This is a genomic window from uncultured Pontibacter sp. (genome assembly GCF_947502515.1).
Classification (GTDB): domain Bacteria; phylum Bacteroidota; class Bacteroidia; order Cytophagales; family Hymenobacteraceae; genus Pontibacter.
Genome location: NZ_CANNAI010000004.1, coordinates 460,791 through 474,979, shown reverse-complemented (window position 1 = coordinate 474,979; position 14,189 = coordinate 460,791). Strand labels below are relative to the sequence as shown.

The window sequence follows — 14,189 nt, the reverse complement described above, 5'->3', positions numbered from 1 at the left end:
TTGCACCCTCTGGAATAATATGATACCTTTAGTATCAGGTGCCCATACTGGGCGCACACCACACCCATAAGCCAGCTACGCCGCCTTATGGCCCAGTCCGTTATATGCGATTTCAAGTTATGAATTTGTATTTTAATAAAGTTTCACTTTAGGGCAACTTTCTGTATCTTTACTTCGTGAATGATAAAGGAAAACATCGGAGAATAATTTTCTATAAAGAGTACTTTCAAGAATTCTTTCTCAAGCAAAGGGACAAGGTGAGAGATAAAATTATCTGGACCCTTGACTTAATTGAAGAACTTGAAAGGATTCCTGAAACCTATCTCAAGCATTTAGAAAATACTGACGGGCTTTTTGAGATTCGGGTACAACAAGGAAGTGATATCTTTCGGATTTTCTGTTTTTTCGATGAAGGCAAACTAGTCGTTCTGGCAAATGGCTTTCAAAAGAAAACACAGAAGACGCCGAAAAAGGAAATTGAAAGAGCATTAAAAATCAAAGCAGAATATGAAAGCGAGAAATAATAACATCATGACACTTGACCAGTTTAAGGAAAAACACTACGGTAAAGTAGGAACCCAAAAGCGTGATGAATTGGAAGAAGGATATGAAAACTTCAAAATTGGCGCTTTGATTCATGAAGCCAGATTAGAAAAAGGCTTAACGCAGGAAGAGTTAGCTGCAAAAGTTGGAACCTCTAAATCCTACATCTCCAAAATTGAAAATAATATCAAGGAGGTGCGTTTATCAACCTTAAAAAAAATCATTGAGCTAGGCTTAGGTGGACACCTAGAACTTTCAATCAAATTATAATCCTTGGGAGAAAGAAGCAAAACCGCATATAACCCGGCACAGGCTCCACACTTGGCTACGCCTCGTTCGCAGCCTGTACAATCCGTTAGCTATCATAGTAATCTATAGAACTTTGGCTTGTGAATAAGCGTTAATGTAATAACTTTGTAATTACATTAAATAAAAAGTGCTATGGAAGTATCAATCATACAAATAGGAAATTCAAAGGGACTACGCTTGACTAAGTCCATTCTGGATAGGTATAACATCAAGGATAAAGTTGAGCTAATACTGGAAAAGGGGCAGATTATTTTAAAGCCAGTTGAGCATCCAAGGAAAGGCTGGGACAAGGCCTTTAGGAAAATGCACGAGCACGGTGATGACCAACTTTTACTGGATGATGTGTTCGGTGATGAAAGCTTTGACGAATGGAAATAAGTCAGTATGAGATAGTCTTGGTAAATCTGGATCCTACTGTAGGAAGTGAAATACAGAAAACAAGGCCTTGTGTAGTGATATCCCCCGATGAGATTAATCATAACCTAAGAACAGTGGTTATCGCACCAATGACCACCAAAAGCCGTAGCTATCCTACTCGTGTGAAAGTAAAGCACAATAATCAAGTGGGCTGGGTAGTGATTGACCAGATAAGGACCATTGATAAAGTCCGCATTGTTAAAGTGTTAGGAAACCTAAACTCTGCAGAAATAGCTTCCTGTAAAAGTGTAATAAAAGAAACCTTTGTGGACTAATAAAAATGACGATAGGTAACCCGGTGCAGCCGTAACCCGGTGCTAAGCTGCTGGCTTCGGCTGCACAACATCGTTAAAGATGAATTACCAACAAATATGACAAAGTAATGTATATTTGGTAAAGGAAAAACGAATGCCAAATTTATACATCATATCGGGTTGTAACGGTGCTGGAAAAACAACAGCTTCATTTACAGTTCTTCCTGAAATGCTAGGCTGCCGTGAATTTGTAAATGCAGACGAGATTGCACGCGGACTCTCTCCTTTTCAGCCAGAGAAGGTGGCCGTAGAAGCGGGCAGAATAATGCTTCAACGAATTGACGAGCTACTAAGAAAGAAAGAAGACTTTGCCATTGAGACTACACTCGCTACAAGAAGCTACGCGCAGACAATCAAGAAAGCCAGGGAAAGTGGGTATAATGTTACCCTCGTTTATTTCTGGTTAGCATCTCCTGAGCTAGCCATACAACGTGTGAAAAACCGAGTAGCCGAAGGCGGCCACAATATACCCGAAGATGTAATCCGTAGAAGATATAAAAAGGGAGTTAAAAACCTCTTTGAGTTGTTCATCCCTATTTGTGACTATTGGATAATCATTGATAATTCTCAAACACCCTATAACATAGTGGCAGAAGGACAGGAAGAGCAGGAGTTAAAAATACAGAATCAATCAGTTTGGGAAAAGCTAAAGGAGTTAAGCCATGAATAAGAATAAGATAGATACGGCTGATTTACGCAACAAGATTCTAAAGGGATTAGATCTTGCAGTTGAGAAGCTTATCCGCAGAAAACAAAAAGAAGACGGGGAACTTGTCTTCTCAAGGAATGGAGAAGTGGTGATAGTCAAGGCTAAAGATTTATCGGCTGAGTAAAAAGCCCATCCCACAACCCAGTGCAGCTTTAACCCTCGCTTCGCAACGGGCTTAGGCTGCACCAGCACGTTAGCGGATATTCAAAGGATAAGAACATTATGAACATAATTATACCTGGCTTACGAAACTCTGACGAAAATCATTGGCAAACTATCTGGGAGAATGAAAACCCAGAAGAGTTTTTCAGGATTGTGCAGTCAGACTGGGAAAACCCTAACTGTAGCGAATGGACTTCCAGAATTGAAGAAGAGCTTAAAGAATTTAACTATGACGAGCTTGTTTTAATAGGTCACAGCGTAGGGTGTGTTACTATAATTAAATGGTTTGAGAAGTACGGTCACAAAGTGAAAGGTGCCTTATTTGTAGCACCAAGTGACGTGGACAAACCAGGCTATCCAAAGTATATTACAGGCTTCAATCCCATGCCTGAAAATAAGTTACCCTTTCCTACAATAGTGGTAGCAAGCTCGAATGACCATGTTGTTGAGATTGAAAGAGCAAGGCTGTTTGCCAAAAACTGGGGAAGTGAGTTTGTAGAATTAAAAAATGCAGGGCATATAGAAAGTAAATCTGGATTTGGGAAGTGGGATTTTGGTCTTAAACTAATTAATAGAATAGAAGAACAGACTGCTAACCCAGTATAGGCTTAACTCTCGGCTATCGCCTCCCCTATTTGCCTGCACAATCCGTTGGCGGTTAAGAAGCCAATAAAAAAGCAGATAGAAAATGATGATAAATCAAGAAATTGCTCGAAGACAAATCAGGTCAAATATCAAAGTCCTTCTTACAGGTATCGTAACTGTTTTTGTTCTCTCCTTACTTGTTTGGGAGCATTTTCAGGGTGGGGTCGCCAGTCATCATATTCTACAACAACAAAACCTGCCTGCAATCTCCAACTGGTGGAACGGATTAATGCTTCCTACTCTTACATGGTTTCTTATAGGTAAGACAGAAAAGAGAATTGGCAAACAATCTCCACAGGGACAGCAAACAAATAATCTACAAAGACAGGCTATAAGACTTCTTATAACAGGTTTGGGCTTAGGGCTTTTAATAGCAGCTTCATTCACGAATGGGTACAGCCTCTTTCTAGATAGTGTACCTTACATCATATTAGTACTCAGCTTAATTATTCCCATATACTATGCTGAGTTCATCTTAGGCTTCATTCTTAGCATGACCTATACCTTTGGGGGAATATTGCCAACCGTTTTTATACTTATACTGTCAGCTATTGGAATTCTTACCTATAGATTTATCAGACCGGTGATTATAAAGCTGACAATGAAATTGAAAAGTAGTTTGAATACAAGCCCGAACCGATAAAAAGGTGTATGGACAATAGCGGGTGCAGTAGTAAATCAAAAGTCTTTGCTTCTATTCCGCTACTGCCCATACACGAATACGTTGGGCAAGACAAAAATCAATAAAAACAGTATAATAAAATAAGCGTAATTTGGGACACCATGAAAGCAATCAGAGATCATATTCAGCAAATTAAGAATCTATGCGATCAACATAGTGTTCGTTCTTTATTTGCGTTCGGCTCTGTCACAACTGATAGATTTAAGCCAGACAGCGACATTGATCTAGTTGTGGACATTGCTTCTGAAGATCCCCTAGAATACTCAGACCACTACTTTGCATTAAAATTTCAATTAGAGCAAATACTCCAAAGGGAAATTGACCTTCTAGAGCAGAAAGCAATCAGGAATCCATTTCTCAGGCAGGAGATTGACCAGACCAAGATACTTGTTTATGGAAAATGAAATCCGCATTTGGCTGGCAGACATCAAAAAGGCAATTTCAGAGATAAATCAATTTTTACCCGCCGAGAAGAATTTCCTACTCTTCCAAAAAGACTTAAAGACAATTAGGGCAGTCGAGCGTAACCTGGAAATTATTGGTGAAGCAATCAACAGGATACTCAAAGTTGAGCCTGCCATACAGATAACGCATGCCCGAAGAATTGTGGACACCAGAAATAGAATATTCACGACTATGACACCGTGTCTGAAGACATTATATGGGCTATCGTAATACGGGAACTACCAAATCTTGAACTTGAAATAGAAGCTCTACTAAAATAGAATTGCCTAGCCCAACACAACCTAAACCACACCAAGGCATGCCTTAGCAAAACCGTTGGGCTTTATAAAAAATTGTATCATGTCCCGTACTGACACCCATGATCGGGGAAGCAATAAAATAGAATAACAGTACACAAACGTTTACCAAATGACGGGGGCACATAAAGTGACAAATCCTGATTCTTTTATCTCTGTTTGACTAGTCGCGTTTTCTTCGCTTTCGTTCGAACTAAATGTATTGCTACATTGACCAAGCACCACCCAAATAATTACAAAAATTAGAATCGTACTGAAGCATCCTCCGCCTAGTTTTTTAGCACCAAAGCCAGCAATCAATCCTCTGAATAAGTTATTCATAGTAGTATTTTTATGTTTCTCGTAAGAAACGACATTTGAAATATGAAGTTTTACTTACTTGCCCAAACGTTCTAAAAAAATTATATGCAGAAAGTTGTATGGGAGGCTCACTGCAATTATCTTAGTTTAAAAAGAGAGGTAAGGTAGAGGTTCGAATGGGAGAAATGGCGGCGGCACCAGAAGTTCAAAGCCTCATTGGTCACGCCCATAAGCCAACTACGCCGCCTTATGGCCAAGTCCGTTAGAAAATATTAGAAATAAAAACCCAGTCTCAAAGTTACCGTTTTGGTAACTTTTTTTATTATATTTGAGTTTATATTTTAAGAAGTGAGAGTAATAGCAAAACGGACACTGCTGGATTTTTGGAAAAAGCATGCCGATACTAAGCAGCAGCTAAAAGCCTGGTACAACGAGGCGGAGCAGGCTGACTGGAAGTCTCCAAACGATATAAAGAAAGACTACCCCTCAGCAAGCATATTGGAGGGCAACAGAGTGGTCTTCAACATTAAAGGGAATAACTACAGGTTAATCGTCAGAATCAACTACAAGTATGGTGTTGTTTGGATACGGTTCATTGGGACGCATGCTGAATATGACAAGGTTGACGCTACTAAAATTTAAAGAAAGAAGAAATGAATATTAAGCTGATAAAAACAGAGGAAGATTACCAATTGGCCCTGCAGAGGCTAGAAGACATATTTGATGCGGAGCCAGACACACAGGAGGGCGATGAACTGGAGGTGCTTTCATTCCTGATTGACTCCTACGAAAAGGAGTATTTCCCAATTGAAGCACCGGACCCGATTGAAGCAGTAAAGTTCAGAATGGAGCAACTTGGAATGAAACAGAAAGACTTAACCGAGGTGCTGGGTTTCAAGAGCAGGGTGAGCGAAGTATTGAACAGAAAAAGAAAGCTCACATTAGAGATGATAAGGAGTTTGCATAAGACCTTGAACATCCCGACACACGTGCTCATTCAGGAATACTAAAAGAAAAACAGCCTTTCTAACACCGTATATACAAATCCCTTGCTACGCTGCAAGCTGTACATATACTAACAGTTGGCAAACATTATAGAATGAAACTTCAGTTTATCATTATTATTTTGACTCTAGTGGCTACACTTTCCTCTTGTAAAAAGGATAATGAATCAGCCATTTTCTATTGGGATGAAACTGGATGTGCAGATCCTTGGAAACAGAATAGCGATGATACTGAGGAGGAGAGAAAAGCTGAAATAAAAAGATATTTAGAGAATCAGAACGTTAGAGTTGAGAAAATCGAGTTTGAATTTGATCAGGCCAAGCAACAGGTTTGTTATGCATGCCACTGTACAACAGGAAGAGTCATAATGGTTAAAGTTGCGTGGTCAGACGCACAAATAATGAAAAGGCTTAATTTCTATCAATAATCAAAGAAATACATTGTACAACAAATTGCAGCTTTTATGTTTGGTTACACAAGTCACCGATGGACAATTTAGAGTTAGAATCACCAGGAAATAATAGCCTTCTTCTAAACTCTGTTACAAGCTAGTCACATTTCCTACCCGTCATACCTGATCTCTACCCGCTTGCCTCCCGCATCGGCTGATTCATAAATCGCCATGAGCACACGCATGTCGCGCAGGCCCATTTCGCCGGGTACGATCGAGGGTTGGTTTTTCATAAAGCTTTGTGCCTGTCCGTCCATTTGCCGCACCTGCTCATAAATGTTGGGCAGGTCCATTTTGCCTTCATGGGTCTCCCCTTTCTTGCCTTCGTAGGCATAGGCAGGGCTTAGCCGCCACCATCCTTTCTCGGCTTTGGCACTCAGCACATTTTCATCATCGGCATAACTGGTGTTACACTCTGCTTTTACACCGTCTTCAAATTCCATCTGCCAGCTGATGGACTGCTCTACACTGTGAAAGTAGTTGGGCTTTGTCACCTCCCCATACCTGGCGGTAACCGCTACCGGTGGCTTGCCCATGGTATAGATGGCTCCTTGCACGCAGTAGATACCCAGGTCCATTAATGAGCCGCCGCCAGCGAGTTTTTTGTTCAGTCGCCATACATCCAGGCTGCCGTCGGTCATGTCGGAGCTGTTTCGGGCCTCGATCTGCTTTACCTTGCCGTATACCTGTTTCTGCCCCAGTTCCATCACCCGCTGGTGAAAAGGCTCGAAGTGAAGGCGGTAGCCAATAGCCAGCTGCACTCCGTTCTCACGGCAGGCATCGAGCATGCGCTGCGCATCTTCCACAGTGGTGGCCATGGGTTTCTCACAGATCACATGTTTTTTGGCTTTTGCCGCCCGGATGGTATACTCGGCATGCATGGCGTTGGGCAGCACCACATACACAATGTCGATGTCTTTGTTGTTTGCTATCTGGTCGAAGGTTTCGTAAGAGTAGATGTTTTTGTCAGGTATGTTGTATTTCTTTTTCCAGGCCTCTGCCTTGGATGGTGTGCCTGTCACGATGCCTGCCAGGTAGCAATGCTGCGTTTCCTGCAGGGCAGGCGCCAGCTCGTTGGTGCTATACTGCCCAAGTCCGACCAGGGCAATTCCCATTTTCTTTTGCTGCTGTGCACCTGTCTGTAAAGAGCCTTCTTCATATGCCAGACCGCCACCATGCTGCCCCATACTATGTGAGAGAAGCGGCATACCCAACAGCGTGCCCCCTAAGGTGAATGTAAAACCCCTGAGAAATTTGCGTCGATCGGTTTGTAAGTTGTAGTGGTCTGTTTTCATGTGTCTGGATTATGGAGAATACTAAAAAAACGCGCTGCACCCGTATATGTTTCGGATTGAGAGAGCTGTGTTGCTGATACCTGGGATATGCTTACCTTTGTCACTTTCATATTATCAAAGTTCTTTTGTCAACATTCCTTACCGAGCCCCTGCTTATACCTTTAGGCGAAGTTGCAGCAGCCTGCGCCCTGCCCGAAAAGTTTAGCAATCCCTTCCGGCACACACCACATGCCCTTGCCTTACTGGCAGCTGAGAGGTTGCAGCAGCACCTTAAACAGCAGCAGGATTGGGAGCACAACTTTGGATTAGAACCGGGACAGGAAGGGGCAATTATCGGAAAAATGTTTGGCGTGCTGGTTGTCAGGACGGCACAGGGTGAAATGGGCTATCTAGCAGCTTTTTCAGGGAAACTGGCTGGCGGTTTTCATCATCCTGCCTTCGTGCCTCCCATATTCGATTCACTCACAGAAGGTAGCTTTCTGAATAGCGGTATGCGCGAACTCACCCGCATCAACCAGGAGATAAGCATGCTTCAGGAACAAGCCACCATCGAGAGCAAAACCCGGGTTGATGCGCTGCAGAAGCTGCGCAAAGAGAACTCTGTCGCGCTGCAAGCGATGCTCTTTGACCAGTACCATTTCCTCAACCAAGCCGGTGAGGCGAAAAGTCTGCGCGACATTTTCAGGCAGAGAGCCAACGGCAACCCACCCGCCGGCGCCGGAGAGTGCGCTGCGCCCAAACTGCTGCAGTATGCTTTTCAGAACGATATGAAACCATTGGCGATGGCAGAGTTCTGGTGGGGCTTGTCGCCTAAATCAGCCTACTGGAAACACGGCCACTTCTACCCCGCCTGCCGCGAGAAGTGCGAACCCATTCTGGAACACATGCTACAAGGTATAGCCCTGGACGAAGAACCAGAATAACAAAGCATGCGGTCAGTTTTTACCGCATAGGCCAAGCCCACTCGGCACATTTTTCGTAAGTTGCAGCTATGAATCACAGATCACCAGAGATCCGGACCGTCAACGTGGTCCGCTACGTCACACCTTTGCGGGAGGGCGGCTCGCTGCCTGCCATTGTGGAGGCTGACGACGAGTTCCTGTACGTGCTCAAGTTCCGGGGTGCCGGACAAGGTATAAAAGTGCTTATTGCCGAGCTGATCGTGGGCGAGATTGCCCGGGCGCTCGGCTTCCAGATACCCGAGATCGTCTTCATGCACCTCGACGAAGCCTTTGGCCGCACCGAGCCTGACGAGGAGATACAGGACCTGCTGCGTGCCAGCGAGGGCCTCAACCTGGGCTCACACTACCTGCAAGGCGCCATCACCTTCGACCCGGTAGTGACCACCATCGACACGGAACTGGCCTCGCGCATAGTCTGGCTCGATGCTCTCGTGACCAACGTAGACCGCACGGCCCGTAACACCAACATGCTCATGTGGAAGAAAGAGCTCTGGCTGATTGACCATGGTGCTTCCCTATTTTTTCATCACTCCTGGGACAACTGGGAAGAGCAGGCGAAGCGTCCCTTCGCCATGATCAAAGATCATGCGCTCTTGCCACAGGCAACTGCCTTGGAAGCCACTGATAAAGTTGGCAAAGAGATCCTGACGCCTGCCCGCATCGACGAGATCCTGGCGCTTATTCCGGATGAGTGGCTGACCGGTGTAGAGTCGCCGTTTGAAACGGCCGAGGAACACCGCCAGGCCTATGCCCGCTTCTTCGAAATACGACTAGCCCATTCTGACATTTTTGTGAAAGCCGCCCAGCATGCAAGAGAGACACTTATTTGAGTACGCCGTCATACGGGTGGTGCCACGGGTGGAGCGTGAGGAGTTTCTGAATGTGGGTGTCATCCTGCTCTGCAGCTCGCAGGGTTTCCTGCAGATTCGCTATACCTTGAATGAGGAGCGCCTGAGAGCCGCCTTTGGTGATCTGGACATGGAAGAGCTACGGGCACGTCTGCAGGCTTTTGAGAAGGTATGCGCCGGTCGTCGCGAGGGCGGACCGATTGGTCAGTTGGGCACGGCCTCCCGCTTCCGCTGGCTCACGGCCAACCGCAGTACGATCGTGCAGACTTCAGCCGTGCATCCGGGGAGATGCATTAACCCCTTGGAGACTTTGGAGAAACTGCACCGGGATCTGGTTTTGTAGCACCATCATTTTGCAACGCAAACTATCCCGCAATTTGTTATATTCGCATAGACCAAAATCCGAGGTATGAACATCTCCCGCATTGTCACCATTGTTTTAACGCTAGGCGCTATCATTTTTGTAGTCATCATCCTGTCGGACCCCTATTTCTTTACTGATACCAAAAAGATACAAAAGACTGCTGAAGCGAAGCTGGAGGAAGGTATTTTGGGTAACAAAAACGCCTTTAAAGAGGCCAGCTACTACCTGAATTCATTAATTGAGCAGGGCGATGGTGACCGCAAAACCTACGACCTGCTCTACTGGAGCTATCGCTACGACAAGAATTTTGCCCAAGCCGAAAGAGCCCTGAACGAAGCTCTGGAAGAATACCCGGATGATCTGGCATTTCAGTACCACCGTGCTGAAATGCGTCTGGAACTGGGCAAGTATGAACAGGCTTTGGAGGATTACAACGCCGTTATACCTGCCGCTGACGACAAAGACTTTCTTTATGATGCCTTGTATGGCCGGGGCGCTGCCAGGTACAAGCTGGGTTTAAAAGAAGAAGCGGAAGCGGATAGGCTGAAGGCGCAGGAACTGACGCGGGATACTCTGCAGACGTATTCAGTTTACTTTAAGGAGTAATTTAGGTTAATAGTTTCGCCTTACCGGCGGTGAGGTTATGGCGCGAGCGTCCTCGCTCGTGTCGGGTATGGTGGGGCCTCTGGCCCAGGTATAGTTGCGGCTGTTTCAGGTATAGCAACGTGACTTGTTCCATAGCTTCGCCTGTGCGGCGGGCACTGTTTGCCCTGGCCGGGCGAGCCTTACTTTTTTCCTTGATGAAAAAAGTAAGCAAAAAAATCAAGGCGCTCCAAACTCGCTGAACGCTCGAACAGTGGAGCGCCGCAAAGCGCACGCGGCACCGCTGCTTGTTTCATAGGCAGCGTGCGAGTTAGTCTTGTTATACTTGACAGTGGTGTGTAACATAAACTACAATGCTTATACCTGAGAATTGGCAGTTACTCAAGTCCCCTTCAAAGATAGGGCTATTAAGTTCTGTCGAAAACTATCCCCTTGAGGGGATTATAGGGGTGTGAATTCGGTGCTAAATTGCCTTTAGCAGACTTATTTGCGATGCAGCCTCAACACCCCTTTGAGAGCTTCGATTGCAAGTTCCGACTCACGTCTCACTTGTCCTCAAGGGTAGAATTTGCTAGCACTTAAAGGCGCAGCCGGACGACAATCGTGCACTCCAACACTATATATCCTGAGAATCCTATTTCCCCCTCCTTAAATACTTCTTAATACAATGCAGCGATCCGGACTTTTCGGCGAAAGGGTTGAAATCGGCTAGCTGGATTACTTTAAAACCGAGCTTCTCCCATACCTGCTTGTTCGCTTCATCGGTTTTGCGAAGGTACTCCCAACTGCCGTGTCCATAAGTGGGTAGCCAGACTGTCTTTTCATTTTCACCTTTGATTTCTACCAGGGCATTGTTGGCGGTGGCGTAGTACCAGCTTCGTTTCTTTTCCTCTGGGGTGTCCACATACGTCAGCGGCAGTGGGTTTCGGATCACCTCGAAGTCCTGCCGCTCGAGCAGGGCGGCTACATCATCAAACACATCAGGTATAGCGTAGGCTGACAGCTCCTCGCCCAGCACTTCACAGGCCATGCGGGTGTCACCGACCAGCACTTGGTACCTGCCTTCTTTGTTGCGCCCGGCCAGCGTCACAAACATATCGATGTGAAAGACCGGCTGTACTGTGCCTTCCACGTTTTGGGTATGTAGTGTTTCCGTCCACTTCTCGCCATTCAGCTTAAACTCCTGCTCCTCTTCCTGCGGCACGTATAGTAGACTGCCTACTGTCACAAATCTGCGCTTGTGATCGAGGTAGCGGCTGAAGAGCTGTGCCAGTTGCTCTGTTGCCAGGTTACTTTCCTCTGGTAGCAGCACTCCTCGCAGGTCAAGCATGGAATCCACGATGTAGTCGGCACCCATCAGGAAAAAATCGTCACCGATCAGCAGGTTGCCTCCTTCAAAATAAAGCGGCGTCTTCACCCTGTTCAGTCCAAGCGATTTGCTCAGGATATAACCGGTATAGTCGTCGGCGGCCCGGCGGTGCGAGTGGGGCTGCACGATGTAATAACTGCCATCGTGCTTATCCTCCACCACTTCGTAGTCATCCTCGGCCCATACCAGCAGCTTGATGTGGTCCGGCACTTCATGAAAGCGGACTCGCTTGAGCATGTCATGGGCAGAGAACCAATCCGTCAGTTGCTCTTTGGTATCGCCACCTTCGGGCACCAGCAGGTGAAATTCCGTATAGTCCGGCAGTTTTCGGAAGAGGTCCTGGTATACCTTCCAGAGCGGGTTATCTTCGTGCCGGAGCACATAGGACGGCACCGTGAAGACCATCGCTTCCAAGGATCCGTCGGCGCTTGGCACCAGACTAGGCTGCTGGGGCATCTGACTATACTGTTGCAGCATGGTAATGGCAATGGCCCGCCGCTGCATACCCGACTCCGGCAGGTCCTATTGTGACTCGCTTGAGAGTTCTTCTATCAAACGGTAATGTCGTCTCCTGATCGGACGTGCGGCATCGTTGCTCATAGGTATAGCGTTTATAAAATTCGATATGATGATCTCCTGCACCCGGGTTTATAATCAACCCCGTGCGTTAATTTTTGCCATTTCCCGCTGCCCTGCCCAGAGCCAGAGCAGGATGATGATCAGCTCTGCCGTTGCGTCGAGCAGGTAGATATCCCAGATCACGTTGCGGAGCGGGTAGTAGGCGCTCACGAACCCAAGCCCTGCCGCACCGCCAATACCCAGCCACTTGACCTCGGAGGTCACCCGCTGTCGGAACCCTGCCACCAACAGCACCAGTCCTACTACCGCAATCAGAATACCAACCGTGCGCACCAGCCACAGGTCTGTTTTAGGACCTGTCACCCACAGGAAACTGGGCATGTGCAGGAGCGGCCACACACCTGTTAGCGTCCAGTAGATACCCTGCAGTTTGGCGATCAGGCTCACGCTTCTCATGGCTTCAATTGTTTAAGTTTACATTGAAGATCAGTTAAGGTAAATACGTCAGATGTGCAACTGGTCGTAGGTTGGCAGAATATAGGTGTCACCGGCTGAAAGCAGGTGCACCTTCAGATCGCGCACCGAGAATGGCTCTCCAGTATTTATTTCGTAAATGTTGGTTTCTGTGATGCCTAGGCCATCCACTACCGTGACCAGACCCGAGCCAAGTACTCTTATCTCGATGCCATTGCTGACACAAATGGCAGTATCCTCCTCCAGGCCAATACCAATACAGCCCGGATTGGTGACAATGCACTGGGAAACACGAATAATGCGCCCCCGCTGTATAAAGTGTGTATCGATGGCCACATTCTTCAAAAATTCCAGGCCGGTAGTGATACGTACGTCTCCTTTGATGTAGCCCCCTTGTGTTTCTCCTTCATAGATCATGGGCGTAGACATAGCCGCTGCACCAGCGCTGGTACCCGCAACGATAAACTTTTCATCGTAGGTATAGCGCTCTTTCATCAACTGGAGCACCGGTGTCCCACCTAGGATGGAGGTCAGGCGCAACTGGTCACCACCTGTAAACATGATACCGGCCGCACGCTCCACCATGTCCTGATACTCCTCCTTGAAGGCATCTTTCCGGGTCCTTACATCGAGCACCTCCACTCTTTTTACTCCTAGCTTGTTAAATTCCTTGATGTAATCCTGTGCGATCTTATCAGGCACGGTGGAAGCTGTCGGCACCACTGCGATCATGGGATCTGCTCCTTTTAGGCTCTCCACAAAATACTTCAGTATCTCGTCGCTCTCAAAGTCAACGTTCTTTGACTGCTCCTCTGAAAGTTCCTTCTCTCCCTTGTCCTCCCGGCCGCCAATAGCCAAGAGACGGCCTTTCGGGACCGGAGCTTCCTTGTGACTCTTATGACGTTCAGAAACTTTTTTCTTTGCCATTGTTCTCTATTTAACTGATTGTAAAGATTAAGGTCGTTTGTAGCTCATTACCCGTGCCGCCAGCGTATCGGCCTGCATCGGGTCTTCTTTGAAATTCACCCAACCCTCCCGCTTCGAGTTCTTAGGGGCGAAGGCGATGTTGAGTTGCGCACTTTCCAGCACTTCGCCTCCTTTCTCCAAGGTAAGTTCGATCTGCACTTCCTCAGCCGTTTCGCCGCCTTCATTATATACCTCCACCCGGTAGCGCTGCGGAGCATTGTCTGTCGGGTCGGGATAATACCGCACCACCAGGTCGGGGGTGGAGGGTGTGTCGATGTAGGTTTGGTAACTCAGGTAGGCCAGTATGCTCAGTACAAGCAGCAGGCTTACTCCGAACACAGTCCATTCCAGTGCGTTTTTGTCATCGTCCTCACCAGCCCTTCCAACCTGGCTTTGCTTATTTTCTTGTTCTTGTTTTCCCGTCATGCAGC

25 protein-coding genes are annotated in these 14,189 nt (G+C 46.6%); 18 read left to right on the top strand and 7 right to left on the bottom strand.

Annotation, left to right across the window (positions count from 1 at the left end):
* Positions 1–176: 176 nt before the first annotated feature.
* From Q1A54_RS13370 to Q1A54_RS20370, 11 genes are all read left to right on the top strand, one after another.
* Entirely contained in the window at positions 177–524 is a 348-nt protein-coding gene (locus tag Q1A54_RS13370; RefSeq protein WP_196121076.1) for a type II toxin-antitoxin system RelE/ParE family toxin, read from the top strand.
* The gene (locus Q1A54_RS13365) at positions 508–813 is read left to right on the top strand and encodes a helix-turn-helix transcriptional regulator (RefSeq protein ID WP_299988988.1); all 306 of its coding nucleotides are present in this window, start codon (positions 508–510) and stop codon (positions 811–813) included. Before Q1A54_RS13370 ends, Q1A54_RS13365 begins: the two co-directional genes overlap by 17 nt.
* Positions 814–1,029: 216 nt before the next feature.
* The gene (locus Q1A54_RS13360; RefSeq protein WP_366915814.1) at positions 1,030–1,230 is read left to right on the top strand and encodes an AbrB/MazE/SpoVT family DNA-binding domain-containing protein; all 201 of its coding nucleotides are present in this window, start codon (positions 1,030–1,032) and stop codon (positions 1,228–1,230) included.
* Positions 1,221–1,544, top strand: coding sequence for a type II toxin-antitoxin system PemK/MazF family toxin (locus Q1A54_RS13355; protein WP_196121073.1), 324 nt, complete (start codon positions 1,221–1,223; stop codon positions 1,542–1,544). Before Q1A54_RS13360 ends, Q1A54_RS13355 begins: the two co-directional genes overlap by 10 nt.
* 133 nt (positions 1,545–1,677) lie before the next feature.
* Positions 1,678–2,253 carry a zeta toxin family protein gene (locus Q1A54_RS13350; protein ID WP_196121072.1) on the top strand — a complete coding sequence of 192 codons (576 nt, stop codon included), beginning with the start codon at positions 1,678–1,680 and terminating at the stop codon, positions 2,251–2,253.
* Complete coding sequence (locus tag Q1A54_RS13345) at positions 2,246–2,416, top strand: hypothetical protein (RefSeq protein WP_299988978.1); 171 nt, start codon at positions 2,246–2,248, stop codon at positions 2,414–2,416. Before Q1A54_RS13350 ends, Q1A54_RS13345 begins: the two co-directional genes overlap by 8 nt.
* Positions 2,417–2,514: 98 nt before the next feature.
* Entirely contained in the window at positions 2,515–3,060 is a 546-nt protein-coding gene (locus tag Q1A54_RS13340) for an alpha/beta hydrolase (RefSeq protein ID WP_299988975.1), read from the top strand.
* Between the two features lie 82 nt (positions 3,061–3,142).
* On the top strand, positions 3,143–3,742 hold the full coding sequence (locus tag Q1A54_RS13335; RefSeq protein WP_299988971.1) for a hypothetical protein: 600 nt from the start codon (positions 3,143–3,145) through the stop codon (positions 3,740–3,742).
* 140 nt (positions 3,743–3,882) lie between these two features.
* Positions 3,883–4,185, top strand: a complete 303-nt coding sequence (locus tag Q1A54_RS13330; protein ID WP_196121068.1) for a nucleotidyltransferase domain-containing protein — start codon at positions 3,883–3,885, stop codon at positions 4,183–4,185.
* Entirely contained in the window at positions 4,175–4,456 is a 282-nt protein-coding gene (locus Q1A54_RS13325; RefSeq protein WP_299988968.1) for a HepT-like ribonuclease domain-containing protein, read from the top strand. Before Q1A54_RS13330 ends, Q1A54_RS13325 begins: the two co-directional genes overlap by 11 nt.
* A complete protein-coding gene (locus Q1A54_RS20370; protein WP_366915815.1) occupies positions 4,426–4,506 on the top strand; it encodes a hypothetical protein in 81 nt (26 codons plus the stop codon). Before Q1A54_RS13325 ends, Q1A54_RS20370 begins: the two co-directional genes overlap by 31 nt.
* Before the next feature lie 141 nt (positions 4,507–4,647).
* On the opposite strand, the gene Q1A54_RS13320 is transcribed toward Q1A54_RS20370, so the two are convergent.
* Entirely contained in the window at positions 4,648–4,863 is a 216-nt protein-coding gene (locus tag Q1A54_RS13320) for a hypothetical protein (RefSeq protein WP_299988964.1), read from the bottom strand.
* Positions 4,864–5,190: 327 nt separating this feature from the next.
* Here Q1A54_RS13320 and Q1A54_RS13315 point away from each other — a divergent pair, with 327 nt between their 5' ends.
* The 3 genes from Q1A54_RS13315 to Q1A54_RS13305 all read left to right on the top strand — a co-directional run bounded on the left by Q1A54_RS13315 (position 5,191) and on the right by Q1A54_RS13305 (position 6,274).
* A complete protein-coding gene (locus Q1A54_RS13315) occupies positions 5,191–5,484 on the top strand; it encodes a type II toxin-antitoxin system HigB family toxin (RefSeq protein ID WP_299988961.1) in 294 nt (97 codons plus the stop codon).
* Positions 5,485–5,495: 11 nt separating this feature from the next.
* Positions 5,496–5,852 carry a helix-turn-helix domain-containing protein gene (locus Q1A54_RS13310; protein WP_196121065.1) on the top strand — a complete coding sequence of 119 codons (357 nt, stop codon included), beginning with the start codon at positions 5,496–5,498 and terminating at the stop codon, positions 5,850–5,852.
* 89 nt (positions 5,853–5,941) lie between these two features.
* Complete coding sequence (locus Q1A54_RS13305) at positions 5,942–6,274, top strand: hypothetical protein (protein ID WP_299988956.1); 333 nt, start codon at positions 5,942–5,944, stop codon at positions 6,272–6,274.
* Between the two features lie 134 nt (positions 6,275–6,408).
* On the opposite strand, the gene Q1A54_RS13300 is transcribed toward Q1A54_RS13305, so the two are convergent.
* A complete protein-coding gene (locus Q1A54_RS13300) occupies positions 6,409–7,593 on the bottom strand; it encodes a Gfo/Idh/MocA family oxidoreductase (RefSeq protein ID WP_299988953.1) in 1,185 nt (394 codons plus the stop codon).
* A 125-nt stretch (positions 7,594–7,718) separates the two neighbouring features.
* Here Q1A54_RS13300 and Q1A54_RS13295 point away from each other — a divergent pair, with 125 nt between their 5' ends.
* From Q1A54_RS13295 to Q1A54_RS13280, 4 genes are all read left to right on the top strand, one after another.
* Entirely contained in the window at positions 7,719–8,516 is a 798-nt protein-coding gene (locus Q1A54_RS13295) for a pseudouridylate synthase (protein ID WP_299988950.1), read from the top strand.
* Between the two features lie 68 nt (positions 8,517–8,584).
* Positions 8,585–9,385, top strand: a complete 801-nt coding sequence (locus Q1A54_RS13290; protein ID WP_299988948.1) for a HipA family kinase — start codon at positions 8,585–8,587, stop codon at positions 9,383–9,385.
* Positions 9,363–9,746 carry a DUF3037 domain-containing protein gene (locus tag Q1A54_RS13285; RefSeq protein WP_196121061.1) on the top strand — a complete coding sequence of 128 codons (384 nt, stop codon included), beginning with the start codon at positions 9,363–9,365 and terminating at the stop codon, positions 9,744–9,746. The genes Q1A54_RS13290 and Q1A54_RS13285 overlap by 23 nt, the downstream gene beginning before the upstream one ends.
* 66 nt (positions 9,747–9,812) lie before the next feature.
* Positions 9,813–10,373: a tetratricopeptide repeat protein gene (locus tag Q1A54_RS13280; RefSeq protein WP_196121060.1), complete on the top strand. Its 561-nt coding sequence runs from the start codon at positions 9,813–9,815 to the stop codon at positions 10,371–10,373.
* 1 nt (position 10,374) lies between these two features.
* Here Q1A54_RS13280 and Q1A54_RS13275 read toward each other — a convergent pair whose 3' ends face one another.
* From Q1A54_RS13275 to Q1A54_RS13255, 5 genes are all read right to left on the bottom strand, one after another.
* Positions 10,375–10,506 carry a hypothetical protein gene (locus Q1A54_RS13275; protein ID WP_299988944.1) on the bottom strand — a complete coding sequence of 44 codons (132 nt, stop codon included), beginning with the start codon at positions 10,504–10,506 and terminating at the stop codon, positions 10,375–10,377.
* Between the two features lie 498 nt (positions 10,507–11,004).
* Complete coding sequence (locus Q1A54_RS13270) at positions 11,005–12,243, bottom strand: hypothetical protein (protein ID WP_299988942.1); 1,239 nt, start codon at positions 12,241–12,243, stop codon at positions 11,005–11,007.
* Between the two features lie 150 nt (positions 12,244–12,393).
* A complete protein-coding gene (locus Q1A54_RS13265) occupies positions 12,394–12,774 on the bottom strand; it encodes a hypothetical protein (protein WP_299988940.1) in 381 nt (126 codons plus the stop codon).
* Between the two features lie 48 nt (positions 12,775–12,822).
* Entirely contained in the window at positions 12,823–13,719 is an 897-nt protein-coding gene (locus Q1A54_RS13260) for a cyanophycinase (protein WP_299988938.1), read from the bottom strand.
* Between the two features lie 27 nt (positions 13,720–13,746).
* Positions 13,747–14,184, bottom strand: a complete 438-nt coding sequence (locus Q1A54_RS13255; RefSeq protein WP_196121056.1) for a hypothetical protein — start codon at positions 14,182–14,184, stop codon at positions 13,747–13,749.
* Positions 14,185–14,189 lie beyond the last annotated feature (5 nt).

Coding starts and splice junctions, on each gene's coding strand:
- Q1A54_RS13365 (WP_299988988.1), top strand. CDS start 508: ATGAAAGCGAGAAATAATAACATCATGACACTTGACCAGTTTAAGGAA.
- Q1A54_RS13355 (WP_196121073.1), top strand. CDS start 1,221: ATGGAAATAAGTCAGTATGAGATAGTCTTGGTAAATCTGGATCCTACT.
- Q1A54_RS13350 (WP_196121072.1), top strand. CDS start 1,678: ATGCCAAATTTATACATCATATCGGGTTGTAACGGTGCTGGAAAAACA.
- Q1A54_RS13345 (WP_299988978.1), top strand. CDS start 2,246: ATGAATAAGAATAAGATAGATACGGCTGATTTACGCAACAAGATTCTA.
- Q1A54_RS13340 (WP_299988975.1), top strand. CDS start 2,515: ATGAACATAATTATACCTGGCTTACGAAACTCTGACGAAAATCATTGG.
- Q1A54_RS13335 (WP_299988971.1), top strand. CDS start 3,143: ATGATGATAAATCAAGAAATTGCTCGAAGACAAATCAGGTCAAATATC.
- Q1A54_RS13330 (WP_196121068.1), top strand. CDS start 3,883: ATGAAAGCAATCAGAGATCATATTCAGCAAATTAAGAATCTATGCGAT.
- Q1A54_RS13325 (WP_299988968.1), top strand. CDS start 4,175: ATGGAAAATGAAATCCGCATTTGGCTGGCAGACATCAAAAAGGCAATT.
- Q1A54_RS13320 (WP_299988964.1), bottom strand. CDS start 4,863: ATGAATAACTTATTCAGAGGATTGATTGCTGGCTTTGGTGCTAAAAAA.
- Q1A54_RS13310 (WP_196121065.1), top strand. CDS start 5,496: ATGAATATTAAGCTGATAAAAACAGAGGAAGATTACCAATTGGCCCTG.
- Q1A54_RS13305 (WP_299988956.1), top strand. CDS start 5,942: ATGAAACTTCAGTTTATCATTATTATTTTGACTCTAGTGGCTACACTT.
- Q1A54_RS13300 (WP_299988953.1), bottom strand. CDS start 7,593: ATGAAAACAGACCACTACAACTTACAAACCGATCGACGCAAATTTCTC.
- Q1A54_RS13290 (WP_299988948.1), top strand. CDS start 8,585: ATGAATCACAGATCACCAGAGATCCGGACCGTCAACGTGGTCCGCTAC.
- Q1A54_RS13285 (WP_196121061.1), top strand. CDS start 9,363: ATGCAAGAGAGACACTTATTTGAGTACGCCGTCATACGGGTGGTGCCA.
- Q1A54_RS13280 (WP_196121060.1), top strand. CDS start 9,813: ATGAACATCTCCCGCATTGTCACCATTGTTTTAACGCTAGGCGCTATC.
- Q1A54_RS13275 (WP_299988944.1), bottom strand. CDS start 10,506: ATGGAACAAGTCACGTTGCTATACCTGAAACAGCCGCAACTATACCTG.
- Q1A54_RS13270 (WP_299988942.1), bottom strand. CDS start 12,243: ATGCAGCGGCGGGCCATTGCCATTACCATGCTGCAACAGTATAGTCAG.
- Q1A54_RS13265 (WP_299988940.1), bottom strand. CDS start 12,774: ATGAGAAGCGTGAGCCTGATCGCCAAACTGCAGGGTATCTACTGGACG.
- Q1A54_RS13260 (WP_299988938.1), bottom strand. CDS start 13,719: ATGGCAAAGAAAAAAGTTTCTGAACGTCATAAGAGTCACAAGGAAGCT.
- Q1A54_RS13255 (WP_196121056.1), bottom strand. CDS start 14,184: ATGACGGGAAAACAAGAACAAGAAAATAAGCAAAGCCAGGTTGGAAGG.